28 protein-coding genes and 2 pseudogenes are annotated in these 25,729 nt (G+C 71.9%); 15 read left to right on the forward strand and 15 right to left on the reverse strand.

Annotated features, from left to right (window positions below):
* Positions 1–45: 45 nt before the first annotated feature.
* The 4 genes from KBX00_RS24380 to KBX00_RS24395 are packed head-to-tail and all read left to right on the forward strand — an operon-like array spanning position 46 to position 4,853.
* A complete protein-coding gene (locus KBX00_RS24380) occupies positions 46–708 on the forward strand; it encodes a hypothetical protein (protein WP_210830390.1) in 663 nt (220 codons plus the stop codon).
* A 19-nt stretch (positions 709–727) separates the two neighbouring features.
* The gene (locus KBX00_RS24385) at positions 728–988 is read left to right on the forward strand and encodes a hypothetical protein (RefSeq protein ID WP_093401959.1); all 261 of its coding nucleotides are present in this window, start codon (positions 728–730) and stop codon (positions 986–988) included.
* Positions 985–1,392 carry a hypothetical protein gene (locus KBX00_RS24390; RefSeq protein ID WP_210830391.1) on the forward strand — a complete coding sequence of 136 codons (408 nt, stop codon included), beginning with the start codon at positions 985–987 and terminating at the stop codon, positions 1,390–1,392. Before KBX00_RS24385 ends, KBX00_RS24390 begins: the two co-directional genes overlap by 4 nt.
* 47 nt (positions 1,393–1,439) lie before the next feature.
* Positions 1,440–4,853, forward strand: coding sequence for an AAA family ATPase (locus KBX00_RS24395; RefSeq protein WP_301548531.1), 3,414 nt, complete (start codon positions 1,440–1,442; stop codon positions 4,851–4,853).
* A 95-nt stretch (positions 4,854–4,948) separates the two neighbouring features.
* Here KBX00_RS24395 and KBX00_RS24400 read toward each other — a convergent pair whose 3' ends face one another.
* The 8 genes from KBX00_RS24400 to KBX00_RS24435 form a co-directional block, all read right to left on the reverse strand.
* The gene (locus tag KBX00_RS24400) at positions 4,949–5,806 is read right to left on the reverse strand and encodes an ABC transporter permease (protein WP_210830392.1); all 858 of its coding nucleotides are present in this window, start codon (positions 5,804–5,806) and stop codon (positions 4,949–4,951) included.
* Positions 5,803–6,816: an ATP-binding cassette domain-containing protein gene (locus KBX00_RS24405; protein ID WP_210830393.1), complete on the reverse strand. Its 1,014-nt coding sequence runs from the start codon at positions 6,814–6,816 to the stop codon at positions 5,803–5,805. The genes KBX00_RS24400 and KBX00_RS24405 overlap by 4 nt, the downstream gene beginning before the upstream one ends.
* A 256-nt stretch (positions 6,817–7,072) precedes the next feature.
* Positions 7,073–8,059, reverse strand: coding sequence for an aldo/keto reductase (locus tag KBX00_RS24410; protein ID WP_210830394.1), 987 nt, complete (start codon positions 8,057–8,059; stop codon positions 7,073–7,075).
* A gap of 80 nt (positions 8,060–8,139) precedes the next feature.
* On the reverse strand, positions 8,140–8,400 hold the full coding sequence (locus tag KBX00_RS24415) for a Rho termination factor N-terminal domain-containing protein (RefSeq protein WP_210830395.1): 261 nt from the start codon (positions 8,398–8,400) through the stop codon (positions 8,140–8,142).
* Positions 8,397–9,329, reverse strand: coding sequence for a ParA family protein (locus KBX00_RS24420; RefSeq protein ID WP_210830396.1), 933 nt, complete (start codon positions 9,327–9,329; stop codon positions 8,397–8,399). Before KBX00_RS24420 ends, KBX00_RS24415 begins: the two co-directional genes overlap by 4 nt.
* Before the next feature lie 77 nt (positions 9,330–9,406).
* On the reverse strand, positions 9,407–10,108 hold the full coding sequence (locus KBX00_RS24425) for a hypothetical protein (protein WP_210830397.1): 702 nt from the start codon (positions 10,106–10,108) through the stop codon (positions 9,407–9,409).
* Positions 10,105–10,896 carry an ABC transporter permease gene (locus KBX00_RS24430; RefSeq protein WP_210830398.1) on the reverse strand — a complete coding sequence of 264 codons (792 nt, stop codon included), beginning with the start codon at positions 10,894–10,896 and terminating at the stop codon, positions 10,105–10,107. Before KBX00_RS24430 ends, KBX00_RS24425 begins: the two co-directional genes overlap by 4 nt.
* Positions 10,893–11,822 carry an ABC transporter ATP-binding protein gene (locus tag KBX00_RS24435; RefSeq protein ID WP_210830399.1) on the reverse strand — a complete coding sequence of 310 codons (930 nt, stop codon included), beginning with the start codon at positions 11,820–11,822 and terminating at the stop codon, positions 10,893–10,895. Before KBX00_RS24435 ends, KBX00_RS24430 begins: the two co-directional genes overlap by 4 nt.
* A 133-nt stretch (positions 11,823–11,955) precedes the next feature.
* Between KBX00_RS24435 and KBX00_RS24440 the strand changes: the two genes are divergently transcribed.
* The 3 genes from KBX00_RS24440 to KBX00_RS24450 all read left to right on the forward strand — a co-directional run bounded on the left by KBX00_RS24440 (position 11,956) and on the right by KBX00_RS24450 (position 14,503).
* Complete coding sequence (locus KBX00_RS24440; protein WP_210830400.1) at positions 11,956–13,200, forward strand: sensor histidine kinase; 1,245 nt, start codon at positions 11,956–11,958, stop codon at positions 13,198–13,200.
* A complete protein-coding gene (locus KBX00_RS24445) occupies positions 13,176–13,877 on the forward strand; it encodes a response regulator transcription factor (RefSeq protein WP_210830401.1) in 702 nt (233 codons plus the stop codon). The genes KBX00_RS24440 and KBX00_RS24445 overlap by 25 nt, the downstream gene beginning before the upstream one ends.
* Positions 13,878–13,969: 92 nt before the next feature.
* On the forward strand, positions 13,970–14,503 hold the full coding sequence (locus tag KBX00_RS24450; RefSeq protein WP_210830402.1) for a hypothetical protein: 534 nt from the start codon (positions 13,970–13,972) through the stop codon (positions 14,501–14,503).
* Positions 14,504–14,594: 91 nt separating this feature from the next.
* On the opposite strand, the gene KBX00_RS24455 is transcribed toward KBX00_RS24450, so the two are convergent.
* The gene (locus tag KBX00_RS24455; RefSeq protein ID WP_210830403.1) at positions 14,595–15,383 is read right to left on the reverse strand and encodes a D-Ala-D-Ala carboxypeptidase family metallohydrolase; all 789 of its coding nucleotides are present in this window, start codon (positions 15,381–15,383) and stop codon (positions 14,595–14,597) included.
* A gap of 302 nt (positions 15,384–15,685) precedes the next feature.
* Between KBX00_RS24455 and KBX00_RS24460 the strand changes: the two genes are divergently transcribed.
* Together KBX00_RS24460 and KBX00_RS24465 are read left to right on the forward strand one after the other, a co-directional pair.
* Positions 15,686–16,315, forward strand: a complete 630-nt coding sequence (locus KBX00_RS24460; RefSeq protein ID WP_210830404.1) for a DUF6642 family protein — start codon at positions 15,686–15,688, stop codon at positions 16,313–16,315.
* 19 nt (positions 16,316–16,334) lie between these two features.
* Positions 16,335–16,798 (forward strand): annotated as a pseudogene (locus KBX00_RS24465) (PPOX class F420-dependent oxidoreductase).
* Positions 16,799–16,839: 41 nt separating this feature from the next.
* Here the strand turns inward: KBX00_RS24465 and KBX00_RS24470 are convergent.
* From KBX00_RS24470 to KBX00_RS24480, 3 genes are all read right to left on the reverse strand, one after another.
* A complete protein-coding gene (locus tag KBX00_RS24470) occupies positions 16,840–18,282 on the reverse strand; it encodes a M20/M25/M40 family metallo-hydrolase (RefSeq protein WP_301548532.1) in 1,443 nt (480 codons plus the stop codon).
* 108 nt (positions 18,283–18,390) lie between these two features.
* A complete protein-coding gene (locus KBX00_RS24475; protein ID WP_210830405.1) occupies positions 18,391–19,035 on the reverse strand; it encodes an NAD(P)-dependent oxidoreductase in 645 nt (214 codons plus the stop codon).
* A gap of 46 nt (positions 19,036–19,081) precedes the next feature.
* On the reverse strand, positions 19,082–20,314 hold the full coding sequence (locus tag KBX00_RS24480; RefSeq protein ID WP_210830406.1) for a serine hydrolase: 1,233 nt from the start codon (positions 20,312–20,314) through the stop codon (positions 19,082–19,084).
* Between the two features lie 73 nt (positions 20,315–20,387).
* Here KBX00_RS24480 and KBX00_RS24485 point away from each other — a divergent pair, with 73 nt between their 5' ends.
* The 5 genes from KBX00_RS24485 to KBX00_RS24505 all read left to right on the forward strand — a co-directional run bounded on the left by KBX00_RS24485 (position 20,388) and on the right by KBX00_RS24505 (position 22,819).
* On the forward strand, positions 20,388–20,984 hold the full coding sequence (locus KBX00_RS24485; protein WP_210830407.1) for a pentapeptide repeat-containing protein: 597 nt from the start codon (positions 20,388–20,390) through the stop codon (positions 20,982–20,984).
* Between the two features lie 95 nt (positions 20,985–21,079).
* A complete protein-coding gene (locus KBX00_RS24490; protein ID WP_210830408.1) occupies positions 21,080–21,517 on the forward strand; it encodes a nitroreductase family deazaflavin-dependent oxidoreductase in 438 nt (145 codons plus the stop codon).
* A 26-nt stretch (positions 21,518–21,543) separates the two neighbouring features.
* Positions 21,544–21,891, forward strand: coding sequence for a DUF1330 domain-containing protein (locus KBX00_RS24495; protein ID WP_210830409.1), 348 nt, complete (start codon positions 21,544–21,546; stop codon positions 21,889–21,891).
* 92 nt (positions 21,892–21,983) lie between these two features.
* The gene (locus KBX00_RS24500) at positions 21,984–22,301 is read left to right on the forward strand and encodes a hypothetical protein (protein WP_210830410.1); all 318 of its coding nucleotides are present in this window, start codon (positions 21,984–21,986) and stop codon (positions 22,299–22,301) included.
* 236 nt (positions 22,302–22,537) lie between these two features.
* Positions 22,538–22,819: an adhesin gene (locus KBX00_RS24505; protein WP_210830411.1), complete on the forward strand. Its 282-nt coding sequence runs from the start codon at positions 22,538–22,540 to the stop codon at positions 22,817–22,819.
* Here the strand turns inward: KBX00_RS24505 and KBX00_RS24510 are convergent.
* Entirely contained in the window at positions 22,803–23,810 is a 1,008-nt protein-coding gene (locus KBX00_RS24510; protein ID WP_210830412.1) for a hypothetical protein, read from the reverse strand. The genes KBX00_RS24505 and KBX00_RS24510 overlap by 17 nt on opposite strands.
* Positions 23,811–23,901: 91 nt before the next feature.
* Between KBX00_RS24510 and KBX00_RS24515 the strand changes: the two genes are divergently transcribed.
* A complete protein-coding gene (locus tag KBX00_RS24515; RefSeq protein WP_210830413.1) occupies positions 23,902–24,789 on the forward strand; it encodes a sulfotransferase domain-containing protein in 888 nt (295 codons plus the stop codon).
* 69 nt (positions 24,790–24,858) lie between these two features.
* On the opposite strand, the gene KBX00_RS24520 is transcribed toward KBX00_RS24515, so the two are convergent.
* On the reverse strand, positions 24,859–25,368 hold the full coding sequence (locus tag KBX00_RS24520; RefSeq protein ID WP_210830414.1) for a PepSY domain-containing protein: 510 nt from the start codon (positions 25,366–25,368) through the stop codon (positions 24,859–24,861).
* 157 nt (positions 25,369–25,525) lie between these two features.
* Positions 25,526–25,729, reverse strand: a pseudogene (locus KBX00_RS24525) (FG-GAP repeat protein); the annotation flags it as partial.

A 25,729-nucleotide genomic window follows, 5' to 3' on the forward strand; every position in this document is an offset into this window, starting at 1 on the left:
CCGTCGATAGCGTGGGATGCCTAGGCCGTCGGAGAAAGGCGGACCATGTCATCCCCATCTGTTTCGTTGTCCCGGCGCGGGCTGCTCGCCGGCACCGCGGTCGCCTCGGCCGCAGCCGTCACCGCAACCGTCGTCACCTCATCCGCCGGGGCGGCCGCCCCGGTCCACCCGACAGCATCGGCGGTCGTCCGCGACGGGATCGCCACCGCACGACTGGCCGCACCGGCGGCCCTGCAACCGGATCTGCACGAGCGGCTGGGCGCCTGGTTGGCGTTCTGGTCGGCGAATTCACCGCGTGGCTGGAGCGTCCCCGTCGAGGTGGTCGGTGTGGCCGACGCCGCCGGGGCGGCGTTCACCCTGCGCGCCATCCGGGTGGTGGTGGACGATCGGCCGCTCGACGCCTTCCTCGCCGGCCGAGCCGACCGCGCGCACCTGGGCACCCTGGCCAGCCTGCATCACCACTTCGGGCAGGTGACCGTCGCCGCCGACGGTGGGCTGCGCGTGGTCGACGGTGCGGCCGGGTTCACCGGCTCACCCGAGCAGGTCGCCTTCGCGGTCGCGGCGTGCCGCGAACTGTGGGGCGTGCGTACCGCCGGTGCCGCCACCTGGCGTCACCAGGTGGGCCGTCTCGACGCCGCCTCCCGTTCCGGCTGGGCGGCCTTCACCCGGGCGGCCCTGCGGCGCGGGCTACACACCGACACCTACTGAACGAACCGGAGGAAACACCATGGCACGCCACGAGTTCCGCTTCGTGGTCGACGGCGTCGACCTCACATCCGAGCAGCAGAGCCAGATCGCCGGTGAGATTCAGAAGGCCGGCCTGGCCGCGCTCTCGGTCGCCGGCACCAAGCTCAGCAACCCACTCGCCCTCGGCCACGCCAACCTGCGGCTGCGGCCCGAGTGGTACGGCCTGTGGGTGATCGACGGTCCGTTCGCGCAGGACCTCGGCGAGAAGATCAACGACATCGGCTTCTGGTTGCAGAAATGACCCGACCGCCGCAGGAACCGGCCGCGTCGGGGGAGCGGTCGTGCCCGAGTACGCCCGCGTCCAACGCCACGGTCTTCCTCGGCATGATCACTCCGGCGGGCCGGGTCGCGTACGTGACTCCGGCCCTGCCCGCCGAGGTGGCCGTCGCTGCGGCGGCGGAGGCGGACGTGCCGGTGGAGGCCCGCTACCGGCTCGCCGGTCCCTGCGTCACCAGCCGGTGCGGGTTCTGGACCGGTGATCACTGTGGGCTCGGCGAACGCCTCGTCGCGTCGTACGCGCAGACCGTCGGCGAACCGGAGGTGGAACTGCCCCGCTGCGCCATCCGACGCACCTGCCGCTGGTTCGCCGAGCAGGGGTCGGCCGCCTGCGCCGCCTGCGCCCACGTGGTCACCGACGCCCGCTGAGCCGCGACGGCACCGGGTGTCGGCCCGGTCGGCTACCGTCGGTTGCCATGGGCGGGCAGGCGGGCGGATTCATGATCGGGCGGGATCATCCGGCCGGTCTGTTGCGGGCCGAGGTCGACCGGGCCACCGCCAGCCACGGCGGGCTGGTCCTGGTCGCCGGGGAGCCCGGGATCGGCAAGACGACACTGGTGACCGCCGCCGCCGACGAGGCCCGTCGCCAGGGTGCGCTGGTGCTCGGCGGCGCCTGCTGGGACTCGGCCAGCGCACCCGGCTACTGGCCATGGACGCAGGTGTTGCGCCGGCTGCGCCGGTCGGCGGCGGACTGGGCGGTGGCGCGCGAGTCGGCCGAGCCGGCGCTCGCCCTGCTGCTCGGTGAGGCGAGTTCACTGGCGCCGGCCAGCCCCCGCGGCGAGCCCGGTTCTCTCGTGGCGGGCAGCGCAGGCGGTGAGGCTGGCGCCTTGGTGCCGGCTGCCGCGCATGGTGCCGGCAGCGATCCGATACCGGCTGCTGGTCACCACGGTGCGGGCAGCGTCCTGACGGCGGCCGGTGGCGGGCACGGTGCGGGCAGCGCCGTGACGGCGGCGGGTGGTGGGGCCGATGCGGCTGAGCAGGAGGCGTTCGCCCTCTTCGACGCGGTCACCACCGCGTTGGTCGCCGTCTCGCAGCGCCGGCCGGTCATGGTGATCCTCGACGACCTGCACTGGGCCGACCCGGCGTCGATGCGACTGCTGCGGTTCGCCGCCCAGCACACCTGGTTCGAGCGGCTGCTGCTCGTCGGGACCTACCGTGACGCCGAGGTGGAGGCGGCCGACCATCCGCTGCGGCCGCTGCTGATGTCGCTGGTGGCCAAGGCCACCACGATCAGCCTCGCCGGCCTGCCCCGGGACGAGGTCGGCGAGCTGATGACCCGCACCGCCGGTCGGGTGCCCGATGCGAACTGCGTCGACGACGTGCACCGGCGCACCGGCGGCAACCCGTTCTTCGTGGAGCAGACCGCCCGGCTCTGGCACGCCGACGGCGGGCTGGCCACCATCCCTCCCGGCGTACGTGAGGTGGTGCGGCGGCGGTTGGAGCATCTGCCCGCCATGGTGGCCGACGCGCTCACCGTCGCCGCCGTGCTGGGCCGTGAATTCCACGGCGAGGTGCTCGCGGCCAGTGCCGGCCTGCCACCGACCCGGGTCGGTGAGTTGCTGGAGGTCGCGGTCACCGCGCGACTGCTGCTCGGGCTGGGTGACGGCCGCTACGCCTTCGTGCACGACCTGGTCCGCGAGACGCTCTACGACACGCTGACCGAGGACGACCGCAGAGCGGGCCACGCCGCCGTGGTGCGGGCCGTCGAGGAACACGACACGCTGGGCCGGCTGCTGATCCCGGCCGATGTGGCCCGTCACGCGTGGCTGGCCGGTGCGCACCTGGACGCTTTCCGCGTCACCGAGTTGCTGCTCGACGCGGCCCGGGACGCCAGATGCCGGCTGGCGCTTGAGGAGTCGACCGTTCACCTGCGGCGGGCGCTGGAGGTGGTCCAGGACGATCTCCAGCGGGTGAAGCTCATGACGGCGTTGACCGATCAGCTCTTCCACTGCGGTGCCCGGGAGGAGGCGCGCCACCTGCTCCGCGACGCCACGGCGCTGGCCCTGACCGTCGACGACGAGGCGACGCTGGCCCGGTTCGCGCTCAACGTGCGTCGTCACTGGCAGCTCGAGCCGGTACCAGGCATCGACGGCGAGGCGCTGCTGCGCGAGGCGTACCGGCGACTCATCGGCGAGCCCGACGCCAGTGCCGGGTCGGCCGTGCTGGAAGCCGACCTGATCACTGCCACCGAGACGCTCGCCCGGTCGACGCGGGACGACGAGGCACTCACGTTCAGCCTGTGGGTGCGACACGACTCCACCTGGGGGTTGGGCACCGCGGCCGACCGGGCCGCCCTCACCGGCGAGATCCGCGAGGTCGCGCGCCGCAACGGCGACCGGGAGACCGAGCTGTGGTCGACCTCCCTGCGCTGGGTCGCGTTGCTGGAACTAGGTGACCCGCGCTATCTCGACGAACTCACCGCCTTCGTCACCGGTGGACGACAGACCGGCAAGCCCCGGCACCAGATGGCGGCGGCCATCGACGGCGGGATCATCGGCGCCTTCCGCGGCGACTTCGCCGGTGCGCAGGCCTGCTATGCCGAATTCGGTGAGCTGGACGAGTGGGAACACGCCGACCACGCCTTCCTCGGGCACCACCTGCGCTGGGCGTTGCTGCTGCTGCGGGGCCGACTCGACGACGCCGACGCGTTGCTCGACGGGCTCGCCAAGACTGATCATCCGCATCTCGGCTTACTGCGGGCGATCACCGCCGCCGAACGCGGTGACCACCGCACGGCGGCCGATCTCATCGCGGAGCTCGAAGCCGCGGGTACCCGCTTCGCCGGGTCGATCTCGCCCATGTGGTTGCGGGCGCGCGCCCAGGCCACGGTCGCCGACCCGAGCCGCTGCGCCGAGGCCCGGCAGGCCCTGTCGCCGTACCGGGGCCAGTGGCTCGTCTCGCTCTACGGCTGCGACCTCAGCGGTCCGGTGGATCACTGGCTCGCCGTGGTCGATGCCGCCGAGCGGCGCTGGGACGACGCCGTCGCCGGTTTCTCCGCCGCCCGCGCCGCCGCCGACCGGATGGGTGCCCGCCCCTGGTCGCTCATCGCCCGGGCCGCGCTGGCCGATGCCCTGACCGCCCGTGGTGAGCCTGGCGACGCCCCGACCGCCGCCGCTCTGCGCGTCGATGTCGAGCGCGAGGCCCGCGAGCTGGACATGCCACAGATCCTGGCCCGACTCGCCGCCGGATCGGCCCGGCCGGCTACCGAGGTAGCCGAGCGGCCCGCCGAGGCGGGCCCGGTTCTCGGCTCGGCCACGGCCGGCAACGGTGGTGCGGTGGGATCGGCGTACGAGTTCCGACGCGAGGGGGCCGTCTGGCGACTCACCTTCGACGGCAGCACCGTGCATCTGCCCGATGCCAAGGGGCTGCACGATCTGCACCTGCTGCTCGGCCGACCCGGCGTCGACGTGCCCGCCGTCGAACTGCTCGATCCGGCCGCCGGGCCGGAACTCGTCGCGGCTCGCAGGATGGGCGGTGATCAGGTGCTCGACGACGAAGCGAGAAGCCGCTACCGGCGGCACCTCACCCGGCTCGACGACGAGATCGACCTGGCGGCCGGGCGTGACGACCAGGGCCGGGTGGCGGCCCTGGACGCCGAGCGGCAGGCGTTGATCGACCAGTTGCGGGCCGCCGCCGGGCTGGCCGGCCGGACCCGTCGGCTCGGCGACGAGGCGGAACGGGCCCGCAAGACGGTCACCGCCCGCATCCGCGACACGCTCCGCCGCCTCGACCAGCGCCACCCACCCCTGGCCACCCACCTACGCGCCACGATCGCCACCGGCGCCGCCTGCCGCTACCTCCCACCTACTGCCCTCCCCTGGCGCCTCTAGCCCCCTTTCGGCGGGTCGATCATGAGGTTAGCGGCGTACTCGATCTCTGTGAGTGCCGCTAACCTCATGATCAACAGGGCGGTGGGTGGGGTGGGTCAGCGGCGGTTGTAGCGGTACATGGTGAGGCTGCCGAAGACCACGATGAACACCGCGCTCCAGGCGGTGATCCACATCATCGCGGAGGCGTCGGTGGTGCCGGCCATGGCTGCGCGTACGGACGAGACCAGATGTGTGATCGGGTTGGCCTTGACGAACGCCTGGAGCCAGCCGGGCATGGTGGACGGGTCGACGAAGACGTTGCTCAGGAAGGTCAGCGGGAACAGCACCATCATGCTGACCCCCATCACCGACTTCTCGCTGCGCAGGATCAGCCCGAAGAACGTCCACACCCAGGAGAACGCGAAGGAGAAGACCACCAGCAGGCCGATCCCGGCGAGGACGCCGAGCACGCCGCCGTCGGGGCGGAAACCGAGCACCAACCCGACGGTCAGGATCACCAGCGCGGCGAGGACGTAGCGCAGCACGTCGCCGACGATCATGCCGACCAGCGCGGCGGGTCGCCAGACCGGCAGCGTCCGGAACCGGTCGAAGACGCCCTTCTCGATGTCGGTGTTCAACCCGACCCCGGTGTACATGGTGATCATCACGACGCTTGTCACCATGATGCCCGGCAGGAAGAACTGCAGGTAGTCACGAGGGCTGTCGGCGAGCGCGCCACCGAACAGGTACGTGAACATCAGCACCATGATGATCGGGAACGCGGTCACGTCGAACAGCTGCTCCGGCACGTGCTTGATCTTCAGCAGGGCACGCCAGCTGAAGGTGAGCGACGCCGACAGCGGGCTCGGCCGGGGCGGTCGCGCGCCCGGCGCGAGGACCGTCGCCAGCGCCTCGGAGGAGGGTACGAAGACCGTCGGCGCCCGGCCGGTCGAGGTGGCGGTGTCGCTGCTCATCGGGCTGCCTCCAGCTCGTCGTCCCGCTCGTCGGCCGGCACGGCGGGGTGGTCGGTCAGGGCCAGGAAGACCTCGTCCAGGCTGGGCTGGCCGAGGGAGAAGTCGTCGACCACGATCCCGGCCCGGGACAACTCGCCAAGGGCTCGGGCGGCCTGGGCGCTGGCGTCCAGCTCACTGCCGTCGCCACCCACCCGGGCGGTGATCGCCACCGGGTCGGCCTCCAACTGGACCGGCACGCTCAGCGCCGCCTGCAACAGCCGTTCGGCCTCGGGTCGCTGGTCGGCGTTGCGCAGCCGCAGGTGGACCGTGCCGGAGCCGACCGACGACTTCAACTCGCCCGGGGTGCCCTCCGCGATCACCCGGCCGTGGTCGACCACCGCGATCCGGCTGGCCAGCTTGTCGGCCTCGTCCAGATACTGCGTGGTCAGCAGCACGGTGGTGCCGTGCGCCACGACCGCCCGGATGATCTCCCACACCTGGTTCCGGCTGCGCGGATCCAACCCGGTCGTCGGCTCGTCGAGGAACAACAGGTCGGGGGTGTTGAGGATGCTCGCCGCGATGTCGATGCGTCGCCGCATGCCGCCCGAGTACTTCTTCACCTGCCGTCCGGCCGCCTCGGTCAACCCGAACGCGCCAAGCAGCTGCTCCGCCCGTTGCCGGGCGGCGGACTTGGGCAGCCCGAGCAATCGACCGAGCAGGATGAGATTCTCGGTGCCGGTCAGGTCCTCGTCCACCGAGGCGTACTGACCGGTGAGGCTGACCCGGGCGCGTACCGCGTCGGCCTCGGCCACCACATCGTGACCGAACACCCGGGCCTGCCCGCCGTCCGGACGAAGCAGGGTGGCCAGCACGCGTACCGCGGTGGTCTTGCCGGCCCCGTTCGGACCGAGCAGCCCGTACACGGCACCGGCCGGAACCTGGAGGTCGATGCCGGCGAGCGCGCGGGTCTCGCCGAAGGACCGGGTCAGACCCTCGGCCTCGATGGCGAGGCCGGTGGTGCGTCTACTCATGATTGCGAAGTGTCCTTCCGTTCGTCACGCCTGCGAGCCGGACCGCCGCGACCCGGCGCCCCACCACACCCCACGGGTACGACAGAATGCTCCCTCCCGTGGCCACCCGCCAGCTACAACGACGCTGGCCGACGGGAGTGGTCGGCTCACCCCCAGGCGCGAGACGGCGGACAGCCGCCGCTAGATCAGATCTAGCGGCGGCTGTCCCGACCCCACCTGTCGGCAGTGCACCGGCACGGCGCGCTGCCGGCCCCCGTCACCAGGCGGTGTCGAGCCGGTGCCGTTGCTCGGGCGTCAGCGTCAGGTCCACCGCGGCGAGGTTCTCGTCCAACTGCGCCACCGAGGAGACCCCCACCAGCGGGATGGTGGGGATGTCGCCGTCGATCAGCCAGGCCAGCACCACCTGGTTGACCGTCGCGCCGGTCTGCTCCGCCACCTCGCGCAGCACGGCCAGCCGCACCGGCGCGCTCGGCAGGTCGTACTCCGGCCCCAGCGGCTTGTCGTCGCGGACGTAGGCGCCCCAGAGCAGTGACCCGTACGACACCAGGGTCAGGCCCGGCTCGGCCCGCAGGTAGCTGGTCAGCTCGCCGCCGACCGCGCCCACGTTGCCGTCGACGTCGAGGTCGGCCGGCCCGTCGAGCCGGGCCGGCAGGTAGCTGCGGTGGTACTGGAGCACCTCGTACCCGGGCAGACCGGCCGCCGCGGCCAGCGCGCGGGCCCGCTCCACCCGCCAGGTGCGGTGGTTGCTCGCGCCGAGCAGCCCCACGGTGCCCTCGGCGACCAACTCGGCGAACCCCTCCACGGTCTCCCGCAGCGGCACCTTGTGGTCCTCGATGTGGGCGTAGAGCAGGTCCAGCCGATCCAGGCCGAGGCGTTCCCGGCTGCGTTCGGCGGACTCCCGGATCACCTTGGCCGACAGCCCTTCAGCGTTGTCCAGGTAGCTGGTGCCGGGGGCCAGTGGCCGGGCGCCGAGCTTCGTGGCGATGACGATCTCGTCGCCGATGCCCCGGCTGCGCCGCCACCGGCCGAGCAGTTCCTCGCTCTCGCCACCCTGCCCGCCGTTCATCCAGAACGCGTAGTTGTCCGACGTGTCGATGAAGGTGCCACCGGCCTCGACGAAGCGGTCGAGAATCGCGTAGGAGGTGGCCTCGTCGGTCTTGGTACCGAACAGCATCGCCCCGAGGCTCAGCACACTTACCTCGCGCCGGGTACGTGGGTCACTGCCGATCGTGCGGTACCGCATGGAAACTCCTCTCCTGCGCCCGACGTATGGACGCGGCACCAGCCTGCGTCTTCGAGCGCACTCGAGGTCAAGTCCGCCAATCAGCGTTGCCGCAGGGCGGTGGAGGTGAGGCGGTAGCCGATGGTGTGCTCGACCAACCGTTCGACCAGGTCCGCCTTGCGCAGCCCGCCGACGCCGCGCAACCCGAGCTGCGCGGCCAGCTCCCGCAGGTCGCGCAGCGGCCAGCCGGAGAGGTACGCGGTGCCGTCGGCGCGGCTGCTCATCGTCGCCAACCGGTCGACGGCACCGGTCACGTCGTCCGGGCCGCTGAGTTGATGATTCGCTCGCTGGCGCTCGCTCATGCCGGTTGCCGGTCCGGCTGGAGATGGTCGAGGAACTCGGTGGCCAGGCGCCGCAGTTCGTCGCGTACGGCGGGCACGGTGACCCGGTCCCGCAACACCACCGGCACGCCGCGCGGGGTGTTCGTCGCGTAGAGGGTGACGTTCTCCCGCAGCGCGGTGGGGAAGACCGGCAGGCCCAGGTTGCGGACCTGGTCCATGTAGGTCTGGTGGGTGGCGATGGGTTGCTGGGAGAGCAACTGGATCATCGTGAAGACCACGCCGGCCACGCCGGGGGCCACCTTCTGGTGCCGGCGTACGGTGGCGAACCGGCGCGCGTCGGCGTTGTACTGCTCGACCAGTTCCCGCACGTTGCCGTGCAGGTAGTCGATGCCCAGGGTGGACAGGTAGTCGGCGCGGGCCGGGATGACCAGGTGGTCGCTGGCGATGATGGCCGACTGGGTGACCACGTTGAAGTTCGGCGGGCAGTCGATCAGCACCATGTCGTACGGGTCGAGCCCGTCGGCGAGCAGCCCCTCGGCGAGCGAACCGCGCACCCGGAACAGTTCGGCGTCGTACTCCTCGCCACCGGCGACGCTGCGGGCCAGGGCCAGGTCGATGTCCACGAGTTGCAGGTGCGACGCGATCAGGTCGAGCCGGCCGGCGCCGCTGAGTCGCGAATTCGCCGGGCCCGGTGACACCACGAGTTCACCGAGCGTGACCGACGGGCTGCCCTCACGCAGGCCGTCGTACCAGCGTTTCACCGTACGGCTGTCCCGCAGTCGCTCCCGCCAGTCGTCCGGGTCGTAGAAGCCGAAGGTCAGGCTGGCCTGCGGGTCGAGGTCGATGAGCAGCACCTTCATCCCCCGGTTGGCCAATTCGGCACCGAGGTTGGCGGTCACCGTGGTCTTTCCGACCCCACCCTTGTAGTTGATCACGGACACGACGTACATCGACGTACCTCCCCAAGACGACTGACGGTAGCCGGCCGTCCGGCGGCAAGTCGATCACGGGCGGGACGTCGCGGGCGTCAGGCCGGTGGCCGGGCCGACCGGGTCAGCCGGAAGTGCTGCCGTTTGCCGTCGTCGCGGACCACCACGCCGTAGCGGGACAGCTCGGCGCGCAGCTCCCTGGCCTCGCCGCCCCGGTCGTGCCGCAACGCCTCCTGCCGGGCCCGCAGCAGCGCATCCGCGCCCGCCGGCAGGCCGGGCAGGTCAGGCACCCAGAGCCGGTACGCCGCGCGGTGCGGATCCGTCTCCGCCCACGGCCAACCGTGCTCCCGGAAGGCCCCGGCCAGCTCCCTCGCCGGCAGGTCGCTCGCCTGCCGGGCCAGCTCGGCGTCGTCCGCGTCGAGCAGCACCAGGTGCTTGCCGTCCAGGTACACCGCCCGGGTGTTTCGCCGGTCGATCTCCCGTTCGGAGTTGCCCTCCCGCAGCCGCACCCCGGTGCCGGAGACGGTCACCCGTACCCGCTCGGCGGTGCCGATGGCGGCGATTACCAGCCCGATCAGGATGCCGACACCCACCCCACCGGGTAGTGCGTACCGGTCGGGCAGGCCGTCGAGCGCCCGGAACAGGCCCTGCACCGGAGCCCAGGGCAGGTCGGCCACCCAGCCGGACCCGGCCACCAGCAGCCCACCCAGTGCGCCGCCGACCAGCGGAATGCCGCCCCAGAGCACGACCAGCTCGGTGAGGCCACCACTGACCACGGTCGGCGTGCCGTACGCCCTCACGCCACCTCCCGCCGCATGGTGCGGACCGTACCGGCTACCACCGGTACAACCAACCACAGCACCAGTGACACCGCGAGGCGCTGCCACTGCCCGGCGGTCACCTCGGCGGTGAACAGCGGCTCCATGGTCCGTCCGGTGTCCAGCCACTCGGCCGCGCGGTTCAGCGGCCGGACCAGTCCGCCCACGATCGACCAGATGATCGGCAGCACCAGATAGGCCACGATGGCCAACGGAGTGTTCAGCAGCAGCAGCCCGAACCCAGCGCCCATGAGCACACTCGCCACCTGGAACACCACGGCGTGCGCCACCAGGGCCGCCTCGATCCGCCACGTGCCCGCGCCACCCGTGGCACCGGCGATCGCCGTGCCGGCGGCGGCGAACGCCAGGCTGCTCAGCACCGCTCCGAGCGCCGCCAGGACCGCCGCGACGAGCTTGGCGGTGATCACCCGTTCCCGCCGAGGTACCAGGGCGAACGTCGTCAGCGCCGTGCGCTGTGACCACTCACTGGTGATCGACAGGATGCCGAGCACCGGAAGCAGTACCCCGACCGGCAACAGGGACGTGGTGAAGAAGATGGTGAAGTTCTGTTCCGGCGCTTCGGCGTACACCAGGAGGAGCGCGACGATGGCGGCGCTGACCAGGCCGATGGTGATCAGCAGCCAGCGACCCGCTCGGGTGTCGACGAGTTTGCGCAGCTCCACGGCGGTCAGCCGGACCAGCGACGGCCGCTGCTCGGCCCGGCGGTGACCCGGGACGGCGGTTCCGGGCGCGGTGGTGACGGTGGTCATCGGAGGGCCTCCCCGGTCGGTTCGACGGTGGTGGTGGCGGGCACGACCGGACCGGGCGCGCTTGCGGTCAGGGTGAGGAACAACTGCTCCAGGCCGCCGCCGGCCGGGCGCAACTCGGTGAGCACCACCCCGGCGGCCAGTGCGGCCTGCCCGACGGCCTCGGTGTCGGCACCGACCAGCAGCCCTTCGGAGCCCTCGCTGACCGTCAGGCCGGCTCGGTGCAACGCGCCGCGCAACGCCGCATCGTCGCGAGCCCGCACGACCGCGCCGGCGCCGGCCAGCAACTCGTCCTTGCCGCCCTGGGCCACGATCCGGCCGCCCCCGATAACCACCAGCCGGTCCGCGACCGCCTCCACCTCGCGCAACAGGTGGGAGGAGAGCAGCACGGTGCCGCCCCGGTCGGCGAAGTCGCGCAGCAGGCCGCGCATCCAGAAGATCCCTTCCGGGTCCAGGCCGTTCGCCGGCTCGTCGAGGATCAGCACCCGGGGGTCACCCAGCAGCGCGTGCGCCAGGCCGAGCCGCTGACGCATGCCCAGCGAGTACGCCCGCACCCGCCGCCGGGCCGCTGTCGGGCCCAGCCCCACCCGGTCGAGCAGCTCGCCGACCCGGCGTCGGTCGACGCCCATCGTCGCCGCGGCCACGGCCAGCGCCTCCCGGCCGGTCCGCCCGGCGTGCTGGGCGGAGGCGTCCAGCAGCACCCCGACCGTACGGCCCGGGTTGGGTAGGTGCCGGTACGGCTGACCGTCGACGGTGGCGGCGCCGGCGGTCGGCGGGGTGAGCCCGCAGATCATGCGCATGGTGGTGGACTTGCCGGCCCCGTTGGGGCCCAGGAACCCGGTCACCGTGCCCGGTTCGCAGTGGAACGACACGTCCTCGACGGCGGTGTGCCGCCCGTACCGTTTGGTGAGCTGATGTACGGCGATCATGGCTGCCAGCCTGTCCGAGCCGGCCGGCCATCCACAGCGGCCATCGGTCTGCCCCGCGCAGACCAAGGTCGATGTTGAGGTCTCGACTTTGGTAGCTGGTCCGGTGCCCGGCAGGCTGCCTACCATTGCGCCTGTGACCAGCGCTGTCGTACTCGATCACCCGGGTCTGCTGCCCGGGGCGCTGGACCCCGGGGTAGGCCGTCGGCCGCGGCGTACTCCCCGCGACTGGCTTGTCGACAGCCTCGCCTTCCTGGTCTCCCTGGCCTGGGTGGTGCTGGCCACCTTCGACGCCGCCTCCCCGAACCCGACCTTCGCCGATCGGCTACCCCACGACTGGATGATCGCGGTCGACGCCAGCTTCGGCCAGCTCTGCACGGCGGCGCTCTGGTTGCGGCGTCGCTGGCCGGTGGGGGTGGCCCTGGCGACGCTGCCGTTGGCGATGTTCTCCGTCGCCTCCAGCATCGCATTGTTGATCATCTACTTCACGGTGGTGGTGCACCGTCGGACGGCGGTCGCCCTGGCCGTCACCGGGGCCGGGCTGGTCACCAACTTCTTCTTCGCCCTGCTGCGTCCCGATCCCGTCAGCGGATACTGGATATCCACCCTCTGGGGCGTGGTGATCACCCTGCTGGTGCTGGCCTGGGGCATGTTCGTGCGGGCGCGCCGGCAACTTGTGCTGTCGCTGCGTGAGCGCGCCGAGCGGGCCGAGGCCGAGCAGCAGCTACGGGTCGCCCAGGCGCGGCAGTTGGAGCGGACCCGCATCGCCCGGGAGATGCACGACGTGCTCGCCCACCGGATCTCACTGCTCAGCCTGCACGCCGGGGCGCTGGAGTTCCGCCCCGACGCGCCCGCCCCGGAGGTGGCCCGGGCGGCCGGGGTGATCCGGGACAGCGCACACGCCGCCCTCCAGGATCTGCGCCAGGTGATCGGCGTACTGCGCGCCGAGACCTCGCTGCCCGACGACCCGGAACGCCCCCAGCCGACCCTCGACGACCTACCCGCCCTGATCGCCGAGTCCCGGGCGGCCGGAACCCGCGTCGACCTGCGGGAGCAGGTGTCCGCGCCGGACCGGCTACCGGTGGCTGTGGGACGCAGCGTCTACCGCATCGTGCAGGAGGGGCTCACCAACGCCCGCAAGCACGCCCACGGTGCCGCGGTCACCGTCGGCCTCGACGGGGGGCCCGGTGACGGGCTGCGGGTGGAGATCCGCAACCGCAGGCCGGTGGGTGAGCTGCCCGGGACGGCCATCCCCGGCACCGGCACCGGTCTGGTCGGCATCGCCGAGCGGGTCAGTCTCGCCGGCGGGCGGCTGGAGCACGGCTGCGACGAGCGGGGCGACTTCCGGTTGGCCGCGTGGCTGCCGTGGCCGGCGGCATGACCGACCCGGCGGGCGAGGAGCGCCCGGTGCGCATCCTGATCGTCGACGACGACGCGCTGGTACGCGCCGGGTTGTCGATGATCCTCGGCGGTACGCCCGACCTGAGGGTGGTCGGCGAGGCGGCCGACGGTAGCGAGGTCATCCAGGCCGTCGCCGCGTGCCGACCGGACGTGGTGCTGATGGACATCCGGATGCCCCGGCTGGACGGGCTGGCCGCCACCGAGGCGCTGCGCGGGCTGCCCCGGCCGCCGGAGGTGCTCGTGCTGACCACGTTCGACGCCGACGAGCACGTGCTGCGGGCGCTGCGGGCCGGTGCCGGCGGGTTCCTGCTCAAGGACACCCCGCCGGTGGAGATCGTGCGGGCGGTGCGCCGGGTGGCGGCCGGCGAGGCGACGCTGTCGCCGACGGTCACCCGGACCCTCATCGAGCATGTCACGGCCGGACCGGCGGCCGACCCACGGCGGGACCGGGCCGCGCGGCTGATCGAGGGCCTGACCGAGCGGGAACGCGCCGTCGCCGTGGCGCTCGGTCGGGGACGCACCAACGCCGAGATCGCCGCCGAACTGTTCATGAGCGTGGCCACGGTCAAGGCGTACGTGTCCCGGCTGCTGAACCGGCTCGGGCTCAACAACCGGGTGCAGGTGGCCCTGCTCGTCCACGACGCCGGGCTGGTCTGAAACCGGTTTGAACCTTCGCGCTCCGGTGGCCGTACCACTGCTTGAGGTGCGGTGCTCAAGCGCACCGCTACCGGAGCTGCGGGAGGTCTGCCGTGCGAGTTGATGAGCAGTCGACGGATCCCATCGATCAGATTCTGGGCGAGTTGCCGGTCCCGACGCCGTTGACCCCCGAGGACGTTCGGCTGGCCGTCCGGGCGGTGGTCGTGCACGCGGCCGAGGAGTGGCCGTCCGGGGCGCTGTGCCGCAACGACGGTGCCCGGTTCCCCTGCCGGCTGCATCGCTGGGGTCGGCAGGTACTGCTGAACCACGGGCTCAACGAACGACAGTTGGACGCCCTCATCCGGCACGGCAATCCGTTCGTGCACGTGCCGTTCCCGTTCCTGATCAACGGGCCGTCGGCGGGACGTACCCCCGCCGCGCGTCCGGCGGGCACGGACCGCGCCGCCGGTTACCCGCCGCGGGCCGCCGGCCATCCGGCGCGACCCGACCGGGCCGCCGGCTATCCGGCGCGAGGTCCGGTGCCCCGGGTGGCCGCACCGGTTGCGCGCAGCGGCGTCCGGACGCCCGGCTCCGGCCGGCCGGTGGCACCCCCCGCCACCGCGCCGCGCTGGCCGCGGGCGAGCTGAGCGGGCTCGCCCGCCGGCGGTACGACGCCGGCCCGGAGTGCGCGGTCATTCCCCGCCCGCGCCCGGGCCGGCGTCGCGATGCGCCGTGCGATCAGCGGGTCCCGGCGGGGATTCCGCAGCTGGGCGCCGCCCAGTAGGTGCTGTTCGCGCTGCGGTCCCGGTTGTTCTCCCGCCGCGAGTCCACGTGGACGTGGGTGTTGTGGCCGGACACGCCCGGCCCGATGATGCCGCTGAAGCCGTGGTTGCGGGCCTGGCGGGCGATCTGGCACAGCGACCTGTCGTTCGAGATGAGGTCGGCGGCGTTGCCGTAGAGGTGCTGGCTGTCCGACGCCCCGCCCACCCGGTTGTTGCAGGTACGGCTGCGGAACCCGCTGGTCACGATCAGCGGTTGGTCACCGAGGCTCTTGCGCAGCGCCTCCAGCTTCCACATGGTGCGCAGCGCGTTCTGCCGCGTCTGGGTGGTGCTCAGCGGGCCGCCGTCCCATCCGCTGCCGCCGCAGCCGTCGTCCATCTCGCGGTAGGCGAAGTGCCGGGGCGTGCAGTTGTTGTCCTGGAGCTGGTACAGCTTCCGGTAGGTCTGTGGCCCGGCCACCCCGTCGACCTTGAGGCCGTACGCGGACTGGAAGCGGCGAACCGCGGCGGCGGTCTTGGGGCCGAACCGTCCGTCCAGCTCCACGACGTTGTTGTTGCCGGCCCAGCCGGCTATCCGTAGTTGCAGCTCACGCACGTCGTTGCCGGACCGCCCCTGATAGAGGTTGCGGTTCCAGGTGTAGCAGCCGTCGGCATGGGCCGCTGGCGCGGCGACCACCGAGGCGATCGCGGCGCCCGGCAGGGCCAGGGCGAGGGCGACGACTGCCCGTTTCAAGGTGTGTACGCGCACAGAAGTCCTCCCGATAGGAGAGCGAATGGGATGGCATCCGGGACTTCGACCGGGCTGTCCCGTGGATCCACCCTCGCACCGGACCAGCCGATTGGAGGGGATAAACGAGAATTGTCCTCGCAATTCGTCGTACCTGAGCATTGGCTGGGAATTGGGCCCGTTTACGAATCCGGCAATCGGTACCAAGGGGCGGTACAGCAGCCACGTCAGTGCCGAATGCCGCAATCGATGACACGGAGGGTGATGTTCTCCGGGCTGGCCGGCCCGGTAACGTCAGCGCCGGCGACGACGGGGAGGTGGGCGTGGCGCGTGGCGGCATCTTCTGTGTCGAGGGCCAGTGGCACCGGGATCTCAACGAGCGCGGGTCCGTGCTGCCCACCCTGGAACTGCTCGAACGGTTGGGCAAGGTCCGCTTCATCCACAAGGACGCGGCCACCCGGGACGAACTGTTCTACTTCATCGACCGCTGGCTGCTGAAGCAGTACGCCGACCATCGGCTCGGCTTCTTCGCCATGCACGGCGAACCGAACCGGTTGTGCCTCACCGACTGGCACTCGGTGGAACTCACCGAGGTGGCCGAGCTGATGGCCGGGCGCTGCGAGGGACGACGCCTCTACTTCGGCAGCTGTTCGGTGCTCCGCGCCCCCGAAGCGGTGCTGCGGGACTTCCTCGCCGTGACCGGCGCCGCGTTGATATGCGGCTTCACCCGCGAGGTGGACTGGGTCGAGTCGGCGGCGTTCGAGACCGTGCTGCTCGACGTGCTCGCCAACGGCCGCCGGCACAACGCCGCCGAGCTGCGGATGGGCTCGGCGCACTGGGCGCCGCTCGCGTCGTACCTGGGTTTCCGGATCATCTACGCCAACGGCCGGGCCTGGCGACCGTCGCTGCGTCCCCGCGTACCCAGCCAGCCGTCCGCCGGTCAGCACGCCTGAGTGCTGGTAGAAACGAGCGATGGCACGCATGATCGCTCGTAACACCCGGGTCGACCGGGACGCACTTGTTGAGTTTCTCCGCCCCCGACACCGGTTGGTGCTGCTGACCACCCGCGCCGACGGCCGCCCGCAGTCCTCGCCCGTCGCAGCCGGGGTGGACACGGAGGGCCGGCTGGTGATCTCCACCTATCCGGAGCGCGCGAAGGTCGCCAACATCCGCCGCGACCCCCGCGTCTCGGCCTGTGTGCTCTCCGACGACTGGAACGGTCCGTGGGTGCAGGTCGACGGCACCGCCGAGGTGCTCGACCTGCCCGAGGCCCTCGAACCGCTGGTGGAGTACTTCCGCAGCATCTCGGGGGAGCATCCGGACTGGGACGAGTACCGGGAGGCGATGCGGCGGCAGGGCAAGTCGTTGACAGGGTCACCATCACCGGGTGGGGCCCGATCGCGACCGGAGGCTTTCCGGCTCGCCTGGCCGACTGAACCCCGGGCGGGGCGCGGCGCAGTGCCGCGCCCCGCCGGGTTCAGCACCGAGCCGTCGCGTACGCGGCGCAGCCGATCAGTTCCATCGACACCTGGAGCCGTTCCAGACTGATGTTCTTGGCGATGGTGTCCTCGGGGCTGTGGTACGGCGGTTCGAGCAGCGCCGGTGACTCCTCGCCGCGCCAGGAGAAGTTCGCGCTGGCGATGCCGACCTCCTGGAACGACTGGTGGTCGCTGGCGCCGCGCTGGGTGACCGGCGAGATCCGCGGTTCGTAGCCGAGCCGCCGGGCGGCGGCTGACACCTCGTCGGTGGCCCGGTTGCTCTCGCCGGTGAACGACAACAGCCAGTACCGGGTCGCCGGATCCCAGCTGGTGGCGACCATGTCGTTCTGGTAGACGGCGAGGATCCGGTCCCGCTCGGGCTGTGGCAGCTGGGCCACGTGGTAGCGGGAGCCGATCAACCCCTGTTCCTCCGAGCCCCACAGGGCGAACCGCACCGTGGCGTTGATCGGTACCGCCTTCAACACCCGGGCCAGTTCCAGGCAGAGCACGGTGCCCGAGCCGTCGTCGTTGGCGCCCGGCGCGCCGATGACCGAGTCGTAGTGGGCGCTGACCATGACCACCGGCCCATCACGGCCCGCCCGACCGCGCCGCTCGGCCAACACGTTGTGCGAGGTCAGGCCCCGGTGGGCGGTGGTGACGATGGTCAGGGTGAGCGGCCCGGCGGCCAGCAACGCGCGCAGCCGGTGCTTCTGCGCCTGGGCCACCCCGACCACCGGAATCGGCAGCGGCGTGGCGGCGGAGCCGGGCAGCGTGGGGGAGAACGCCGACGCGCGACGCGGCTCCACCAGGTCGGCCGGCAGGAAGACCACGGCTGCCGCACCGGCCGCCACGGCGGTGGCGGCCAGCTGCTCGCGCTGGGCCGCGACATAGTCCACCAGCACGATCCGGCCGCTGACGTCGGCCGGGTAGTCGCCGGGGGCACCCGCGCCGACGTCGGCCACGGATGCGCTGACCCGGGTGTCCAGGGCGGCCTGCCCGCTCGCGCCGACCTGCCAGTTCAGGTCCCGGGGCAACCCCGCCGGAGAGCTGAGCTGGGCGAGGAACTTGTCGGCGACCGGGAAGGGTTGCAGCGTGGTGTCGTAGCGCAGCCGGTCGAGCTGGCCGGCGATGTAGTGTGCCGCCCGGCGCTCCGAGTCGGTGCCGCCGATGCGTGGGCCGATGTCCTCGGAGAGCACCTTCAGGTGTTGCAGGGCGCGCTTCGCCGACAGCTGCGCGACGACGATCCGGTCGGACGGGGTGAGGGTCGGAGGCCGGTGGGAGCCCGGACGCTGGTCGGCCACCGCCCAGGCGGGGGCGGGCAGCGCCACGGCGGCGGCGCCGCCGAGCGCGACGGTCAACATCCGTCGCCGGTCGAGCGAGCCTGATCCGGTGGAGCGGGACGATTCGTGCGGGGGTGTCACGGTGTCGTCGAGCGAGGCCAAGACGGTGCCCTCCTGATCCGAGGTCCGACCCGCGCGTCAGGGGTGTGACGCCCGGGCCACAGAGACTCGAATCTATCCGGCGGGCTGCCGTCGCTCAAGATCAGAGATTTAGTACGCGGCGGTGAAGCGCATGTTCCGAAAGCGGCCGTTCTCGATCTCGTCGACCACCGCTACCGCCAGATCCTCGTAGCTGAGCACACTGCGGCCCTGCGCGTCGGTCACCGGCTGGTCGGTGCCGGTGCGGTACCGGCCGGTGCGCTCGCCCGGGTGGAACTCAAGCGGCGGTGGGCAGACGTACGTCCAGGTCACCCCGTCGGCCGAGGAGCGGTAGACGTCGAGGGCCGCCGCCTGCCCCAGCGCGGCGTCGCGGTACTCGTCGGGGAAGTCCGGGTCGTCGAGCAGCGGTGTGCCGGCCGGGGCGAGCAGGGTGGCACCGCCGCCGATGTGGATGACCCGGGGCGCCGCCGGCATCCCGCGCAGCGCGTCGAGCACGGTTCGCGCCGCGTCGGGCCACAGCGTACGGTCGCCGCCACCGATCGCCACCACCAGCGCGTCCGCCTCCGGTGCCAGCTCTCGCACGCTCCGCCCACTCGTCGCGTCCCCGGTGACGACCCGAACCCCGGCCGGCAGGTACGGCGCGTCCGCCTCGGGACGGCGCACCGCGGCCACCACCCGGTGCCCCCGGTCGAACGCCTCCCGGACGATCCGCGAACCGGCGGTGCCGGCCGCACCGAACACGACGATGTTGACCACGCCTCCCAGGCTAGGGATTCGGTCGGGTGGTCGTCGGTGGAACGGCTCAGTCGACGAGTGCCGAGTACACCAGCTGGCGCAGCTGCGGGCGAAGCGGCCAGGTGCTCGACGGCATGAGCTGGGTGAAGAACATGGCGGTGATCTCCTCGACCGGGTCGACCCAGAACGCGGTGCTGGCCACGCCGCCCCAGTAGTACTCGCCGACGCTGCTCGGTACCCGGCTCGGCACGGGGTCGTCGACGACCGCGAAGCCGAGCCCGAATCCGACGCCGTCGAGATTGGTCTCGGCGAACCCGCCGGTCGACAGGGTGCCCAGGTCCTGGCCGCCGGGCAGGTGGTTGCGCGTCATGAAGCGCACCGTCCGGGGGCCGAGCAGCCGCGTGCCGTCCAGCTCACCGCCGCGCAGCAGAAGTTGAGTGAAGCGGTGGTAGTCGGCGGCCGACGAGATCAGGCCACCACCGCCGGAGAGCAGCACCGGCTTCTCGTACGCCAGCGCGCCGAGCGCGTCGTGCCGCACCGCCCGACCGGACGCCGGGTCCGGCACGTACAGGGCGGCCAGCCGCTCGGCGTCGGTGCCGTCGACGTGCCAGCGGGTGTCGCCCATGCCCAGCGGACGCAGGATCCGTTCGGTCAGGAAGGTGTCCAGGCTCTGCCCGGAGACCACCTCGATCAGCCGGCCGAGCACGTCGGTGGCGACCGAGTAGCCCCAGGCGGTGCCGGGCTGGAACAGCAGCGGCAGCTCACCGAAGACCCGGCAGGCCTCGGCCAGGTCGACCTCGGCCGGCGGGTAGAGGTCGTAGCCGGCGGCCCGGTACAGCCCGTCGACCACCGACGTCTGCATGAAGCCGTAGGTCAGCCCGGCGGTGTGGGTGAGCAGGTGCCAGATGCGGATCGGTTCGACCGCCGGCACCGTGTACGGCTTGAGGGTCGAACCCTTCGAGTAGACCCGCATGTCGGCGAACTCGGGCAGCCAGCGGCCGACCTCGTCGGTCAGCTCGAAGCGACCCTCCTCCCAGAGCATCATCGCCGCGACCGAGGTGATCGGCTTGGTCATCGAGTAGATCCGCCAGAGGGTGTCCGGCTGCACCGGCGTGCCCGCCTCGCGGTCCCGCAGCCCGTACGTCGAGCTGTGCGCGATCTCGCCGCGCCGGGTGACCACCGCCTGCCAGCCGGCGAGCCGGCCGGCCTCGACGTAGCCGGCGAAATGCTCGTCGATCCGGGCCAGCCGCGCCGGGTCGAAGCCGACCTGCCCTGGCTCGATGCTGGGTGTGACGCTCACCCCAGGGAACCTACCGGCCGGTACGCGAGGCGGGAAAGCTCTGTTGTCGGGGTCACTGGCTAACCTGCGGGGCATGCCGGAGCCGACCGAGGACGTCACCTTCCACGACGAGGACTGGTACGCCGAGGATCTCGCCGACCGGCACTTCGTCAACTGCACCTTCCACCGCGTGGATCTGACCGAGGCGACCAGCCGGGGCGCGGTCTTCGAGGGCTGCACCTTCGGCGACGTCGCGTTCAACGTCTCCCGGCACACCGACTCGGCCTTCACCCGGTGCGTCTTCACCCGGTGCAACCTGTTCGAGGCGGAGTTCACCGGCTGCAAGCTGCTGGGCAGCACCTTCGACCGCTGCGACCTACGACCGCTGACGGTGGTCGGGGGCGACTGGTCGTTCCTCACCCTGGCCGGTGGTGACCTGCGCGGCGCGCGGTTCACCGACGTACGGATGCGCGAGACCGACCTGTCCGGCGCCGACCTGAGCGGCGCGGCGCTGACCGGGTGCGACCTGTCCGACGTGCAGTGGCGCGGCGCTCGGCTGCCCGGTGCGGACCTGCGCGGCAGTGACCTGGCCGGGCTGGACCCGGCCACGGTGCACCGGGCCGGAGCGGTCATCGATCTGATGCAGGCGGCGACCCTCGCCCGGGCCCTCGGGTTCGACATCCGCGACTGACGCCCGCCCGGGGGGACCGTTCACCACTGACGGGTGCACCGAGGGGCTCAGCAGTAGCCTGGTCGGCGAACGTCCCACACGACCGGGAGGACCGCATGACCACGGGCGAACGAGTGCTGGACAGCCCCACGAACTGGGTGGCCGAGCACATCAACCGCTACGTCGAGACCGACGGTGCCGACGGGCACGAGTGGCGACCAGGCGTCTTCACGCTGCTGCTGACCACTCGTGGGCGGCGCAGTGGCGCGCTGCGGCGTACCGCCTTGATCTACGCCCGATCCGGTGACGGGTACGCGGTGGTCGCCTCCCAGGGTGGGGCCCCGCAGCACCCGGCCTGGTATCTCAACCTGCTGGCCGAGCCGCAGGTCGAGGTTCAGGTCGGTGCCGACCGGTTCACCGCCCGGGCGCGCCCGGCCACGCCCGAGGAGAAGGCGCGGCTGTGGCCGACCATGACGGCCATCTGGCCGGCCTACGACGACTACCAGGCGAAGACCGACCGGGACATCCCGGTGGTACTGCTCGAACGCGCCTGACGAGACGACCCCGGGGAGGACGAACGATGCCCGCTTTCGCCTTGGCGCACCTGCGGAATCCGCAGGTCAACGAGGATATTCTGACCTATCTGGAGCGAATCCAGGCCACCCTGGAGCCCTTCGGCGGCCGGTTCGTGGTGCACGGCCCGGAGGTGGACGTACGCGAGGGAGAGTGGCCCGGCAGCGTGGTCATCCTGGAGTTCCCCGACCGGCGGCAGGCCCACGCCTGGTATGACTCGCCGGCGTACCAGGAGATCCTGCCGCTGCGGACGCGGCACATCGACGCCTCGGCGATCATCTTCGACGGGGTGGGCCCGGGCTACGACCCCGGCCAGACCGCAGCGGCGCTGCGGGCACAGGCCGCGACAGGCTGAGCCCACGGGACAGTTTGTCCGTCACCCTGGGTCGTCCGGGTCGTAACGTCCTGCTGTCCGTGTTCGACCGTCCTGTGTGGAGGCCCAGGCCGATGAACAGCAGCAGCAGTACCGTCCGTCCCGCCGCACCCGTCGGCGAGCGGCCCGGAGTGGGGCTGCGGGATATTCCGCTGCCGCCGTACGTTACCGCCGAGGATGCCCAGTTCGCCGTGCGGGCTGTCGTGGTGCACGCACCCCGAAGCTGGTCCGGCGGCACGGTCTGCCGCAACGACGCCAGCCCGCACCCGTGCCGACTGCACCGGTGGGGCACCCGGGTGCTCGCGCTGCGCGGCCTGCGCGACGCCGACATCGCCGCGCTCATCGAGCGCGGCGATCCCGCTGCCGCGCTGCCGCCTCGGCCCCCAGCCTGAGCGACGCGCGAGGCCCGTCGACGGCGCGCGAGACGTAACCGACACCATTACCCGCACAGCGGGCTGTCATACCTCGTGCTGCGCTGACATCGCTCTATTTGACGGGGGCCTCGACAGCGGGCACCGTGGGACCTGGAGGGGCCTTGAGCTGCCCCGATGTGGCGGTGGATGCGTACGCACCCCGCGACGGGCGGCGGCACCGCCCGGGAGCCCAGAAACCCACGAGGAGTCCCACCATGCTCACGATGACCGACAATGCCGTCCTGGTGATCCGTGATCTCGCCGCACAGCAGGACGTCTCCGAGGGCGGCGGGGTACGCATCGCCGCGGACACCAGCGCCGGCTCGCTCAGCGTCGAGTTGGTACCCGCGCCGATCGAGGGTGACCAGGTGGTCGACAACCAGGGTGCCCGGATCTTTCTCGACTCCGACGCGGCCGACCTGCTCGGTGACGCCTCGGTCGACGCGACCGTCGACGACGAGGGGGTCGTGCAGTTCGGGTTCACCGAGAAGGAGTAGACCGGGCCAGCGCGTTCAGTACGTGGGCCAGATGGTGGGAGGTGCTCCACGCCATCCAGTTGGTTGCCGAGCCGGCCCCGGCGCCCCGGCGTGCCCGGCGTGAGATCTCCTGGTCGCCCCAGGAGAAGCTCGCGCCGGTCGGCGGCCAGTGCGGCCCCGAAACCAGCGTGCGGCACAGGTCGGCGACCCGCTGATCACCCTGACCTCGGCGGCGTGACCAGCGGTGGATCAACCAGACGCCGTCGCCGGTGTACGGGACCGTCAGATGCCGGTCGACGCTGGACTGCGCCGTGGTCGAGGTCACGCCGTAGTCGCCGAAGGTGACGCCCAGGTCGGCCAGCCGTTGCCAGAGCAGCCAGTCCCAGCGGTCCACCCGTACCGGCTCGTCGATCGGCAGCCGGGACATGGCCGGCGGCATCCCGCCGGCCACCACGCTCACCGAACGCCAGGGGTGCCGGCGGGTCCAGTCCAGCATCCGCCGGACCCGGGGCTCGGTCAGCCGGACGTCCGCCGGGCAGCAGACGTCGCCACAGTCGAGCACCAGATCGCACTGCTCCGGGGCCAGCCGTGCGTGTCTGCCGATCCACTCCACGGCCGTGGTGGTGGTGTTCGGGCCGGCCCGGTCGCGACGTAGCCGGAGGCGCACCACGGCCCGCTGGGTCTGTGCGCGAGCCATGGCACCGAGCGCCGCCAATCGCCGCTCGCCGTCCGCCAGCCCGATCACCGGCATCAGCGGTACGCCCCGGCGGATCAGTACGGACGCCGTCGTGTCGGGCAGGGCACCGAACTCGACGGCGGGCAGCAGCCCGGGCGGCAGCCGGGTCAGGGCGTCGAGGACGACGCTGTCGAGTTCGGACAGTTGCAGAATCGGGCTGAGCAGCGGGGCGAGGGCGTCATCGAGATGGCCGAGCGCCTCCAGTTCCCCGCGCCGTGCGGCGAGGACGGGACGGTAGACCGGCTCCTCCGCCCGTCCGCCGAGGGCGGGCACCATAATTCAGCGTAGCCAGTCGATTACCCACCACCCAGGGCGAAAGGGCGGGAATTCACCGGACAGGTGTCAACTCCCCGACTATCCTCGCGCGGTGTCTGACGCACTGACCAGGTACCGGTCCGCCGACGAGGACAGCGCCCGCTGGCAGGGCTTTTCCTTCCGCCCCGGAGACATCGTGATCAGCACCCGCTCCAAGAGCGGGACCACCTGGATGCAGATGATCTGTGCCCTGCTGGTGCTGCGTACGCCTGAGCTGCCGGCGCCGCTGACCGAGCTGTCGCCCTGGCTCGACTGGTTGGTCGAGCCGCCGCAGCGGGTGTACGCGCGGCTGGCCGCCCAGCGGCACCGGCGCTTCGTCAAGACGCATACTCCGTTGGACGGGGTGCCGAGTGATTCCCGGGTGCACTACGTGGTGGTGGCCCGCCATCCGCTCGACGCGGCGGTCTCGCTGCACCACCAGGGTGCCAATCTGGATCGCTCCCGGCTCGCCGAGCTGACCGGTCAGCCGGTGCCGCCGGAGCCGGCCCGCCCCAGTCCGCCGGTCGAACAGGCGCTCCTACGGTGGATCGACGCGGAGCCGGATCCACGCGCCGAACTCGACTCGCTGCCGGGTGTCCTGTGGCACCTGGGCGACGCCTGGGCCCGTCGGCACCAGCCGAACGTGCACCTCGTCCACTACGACGACCTTCGAGTCGACCTGTCCGGGCAGATGCGGCGCCTGGCCGAGCGCCTGGGCCTCGAACCGCCCGGACCTGATCTGGTGGAGGCGGCCACCTTCGACCGGATGCGGGCCCGTGCCGACCGACTCGCGCCCGACGCCGCCGGCGTCCTGAAGGACCGCAACGCCTTCTTCCGCAGCGGTCGGTCAGGTCAGGGCCACGCACTGCTCGACGCGCAGGCGCGTGCCCGCTACCACTCCCGGGCCGCCGCCCTGGCGCCGCCGGACCTGCTGGCCTGGCTGCACCGAACCGGGGCGTGAACAGTCGACGCCCCGGGCGGCAGGTGCCGCTCCGGGGCGCCGGTGGGCCGAACCTGGCCGGGGGCCAGATCAGTCGTCGTCCTCGTCATCGTCGTCTCGGTCGTCCTCGTCGTCGTCCACCGGCTCCTGCTCGGCCTTGACGATCTCACCGGACTGCCGGTCGACGTCGATCTCGTGTTCGGTAGCGCCGTTGACGATCTCGATCTCCCAGACGGCCCGGCCGTTCTCATCGTCCCGGTCGGTCTCGGTGATCCGCCCACCACCGGCCTGCGCCAGCGCGAGTTCACCGGCCCGCTCCCGACTCACCGCGTCACTCTCATCGGTCGGCTGAGTCTGCGCCGGCGCGCTCGGTGCCACGCTGGTCGGGTCGGGCGTGGTGGTGCCGGTCGGGTCGGTGGCCGTGGCCCCGGTGGTGTCGTCGGGAACACCTGCGGTCGTCGGGGCGCCGGTCGCGGCGGTCAGGGTCGTCTGCCGTGCCCGGCTGTCGTCCGCCGCCGCGACGCCGAGGAACACCCCGGCCACCGCGAGCACCGCCGCCGCGCCGCCGACCGACGCCAGGATCAGGGGGTTGCGCTTCATCGTCCTGCACCTCTCCTCGGTTGTTGCATCGAGGATCGGTCGTGCCGCGATAGCGGCGCGCTGTCCGAACCCTAAGCCCCGGTTAAGTTAAGAGCGACCGGCAATAGGACTGGCTGCGGAGGCCCGCCCGCATCGACCGGGCGGGCCTCCGGTGCCGTTACCAGCTGCCGAGGACGAGTCGGCCGGCGACGCGGTCGAGGTTCATGGAGCCGCCGGTGTACCAGGTGCCGTCCCAGTCGTTGCCGTTGAGGAAGGTGTGTAGGCCCCAGGTGCCGTCGCTGTTCTGGTAGGCCATGACGATGTCGTCGCGGCCGTCGCCGTCGACGTCGCCGGAGGCGACTCGGTCTCCGACGTTTCCGAC

This window comes from Micromonospora sp. C95 (assembly GCF_018070465.1).
In the GTDB taxonomy this organism is placed as follows: Bacteria; Actinomycetota; Actinomycetes; order Mycobacteriales; family Micromonosporaceae; genus Micromonospora.

Bases quoted from the DNA above. Each gene is read 5' to 3' on its own strand.
- KBX00_RS24435 (WP_210830399.1), bottom strand. From the start codon at position 11,822: ATGATCGCCGTACATCAGCTCACCAAACGGTACGGGCGGCACACCGCC.
- KBX00_RS24505 (WP_210830411.1), top strand. From the start codon at position 22,538: ATGCTCACGATGACCGACAATGCCGTCCTGGTGATCCGTGATCTCGCC.
- KBX00_RS24405 (WP_210830393.1), bottom strand. From the start codon at position 6,816: ATGAGTAGACGCACCACCGGCCTCGCCATCGAGGCCGAGGGTCTGACC.
- KBX00_RS24385 (WP_093401959.1), top strand. From the start codon at position 728: ATGGCACGCCACGAGTTCCGCTTCGTGGTCGACGGCGTCGACCTCACA.
- KBX00_RS24490 (WP_210830408.1), top strand. From the start codon at position 21,080: ATGACCACGGGCGAACGAGTGCTGGACAGCCCCACGAACTGGGTGGCC.
- KBX00_RS24395 (WP_301548531.1), top strand. From the start codon at position 1,440: ATGGGCGGGCAGGCGGGCGGATTCATGATCGGGCGGGATCATCCGGCC.
- KBX00_RS24430 (WP_210830398.1), bottom strand. From the start codon at position 10,896: ATGACCACCGTCACCACCGCGCCCGGAACCGCCGTCCCGGGTCACCGC.
- KBX00_RS24410 (WP_210830394.1), bottom strand. From the start codon at position 8,059: ATGCGGTACCGCACGATCGGCAGTGACCCACGTACCCGGCGCGAGGTA.
- KBX00_RS24400 (WP_210830392.1), bottom strand. From the start codon at position 5,806: ATGAGCAGCGACACCGCCACCTCGACCGGCCGGGCGCCGACGGTCTTC.
- KBX00_RS24390 (WP_210830391.1), top strand. From the start codon at position 985: ATGACCCGACCGCCGCAGGAACCGGCCGCGTCGGGGGAGCGGTCGTGC.
- KBX00_RS24415 (WP_210830395.1), bottom strand. From the start codon at position 8,400: ATGAGCGAGCGCCAGCGAGCGAATCATCAACTCAGCGGCCCGGACGAC.
- KBX00_RS24495 (WP_210830409.1), top strand. From the start codon at position 21,544: ATGCCCGCTTTCGCCTTGGCGCACCTGCGGAATCCGCAGGTCAACGAG.
- KBX00_RS24520 (WP_210830414.1), bottom strand. From the start codon at position 25,368: ATGAAGCGCAACCCCCTGATCCTGGCGTCGGTCGGCGGCGCGGCGGCG.
- KBX00_RS24420 (WP_210830396.1), bottom strand. From the start codon at position 9,329: ATGTACGTCGTGTCCGTGATCAACTACAAGGGTGGGGTCGGAAAGACC.
- KBX00_RS24380 (WP_210830390.1), top strand. From the start codon at position 46: ATGTCATCCCCATCTGTTTCGTTGTCCCGGCGCGGGCTGCTCGCCGGC.
- KBX00_RS24485 (WP_210830407.1), top strand. From the start codon at position 20,388: ATGCCGGAGCCGACCGAGGACGTCACCTTCCACGACGAGGACTGGTAC.
- KBX00_RS24510 (WP_210830412.1), bottom strand. From the start codon at position 23,810: ATGGTGCCCGCCCTCGGCGGACGGGCGGAGGAGCCGGTCTACCGTCCC.
- KBX00_RS24500 (WP_210830410.1), top strand. From the start codon at position 21,984: ATGAACAGCAGCAGCAGTACCGTCCGTCCCGCCGCACCCGTCGGCGAG.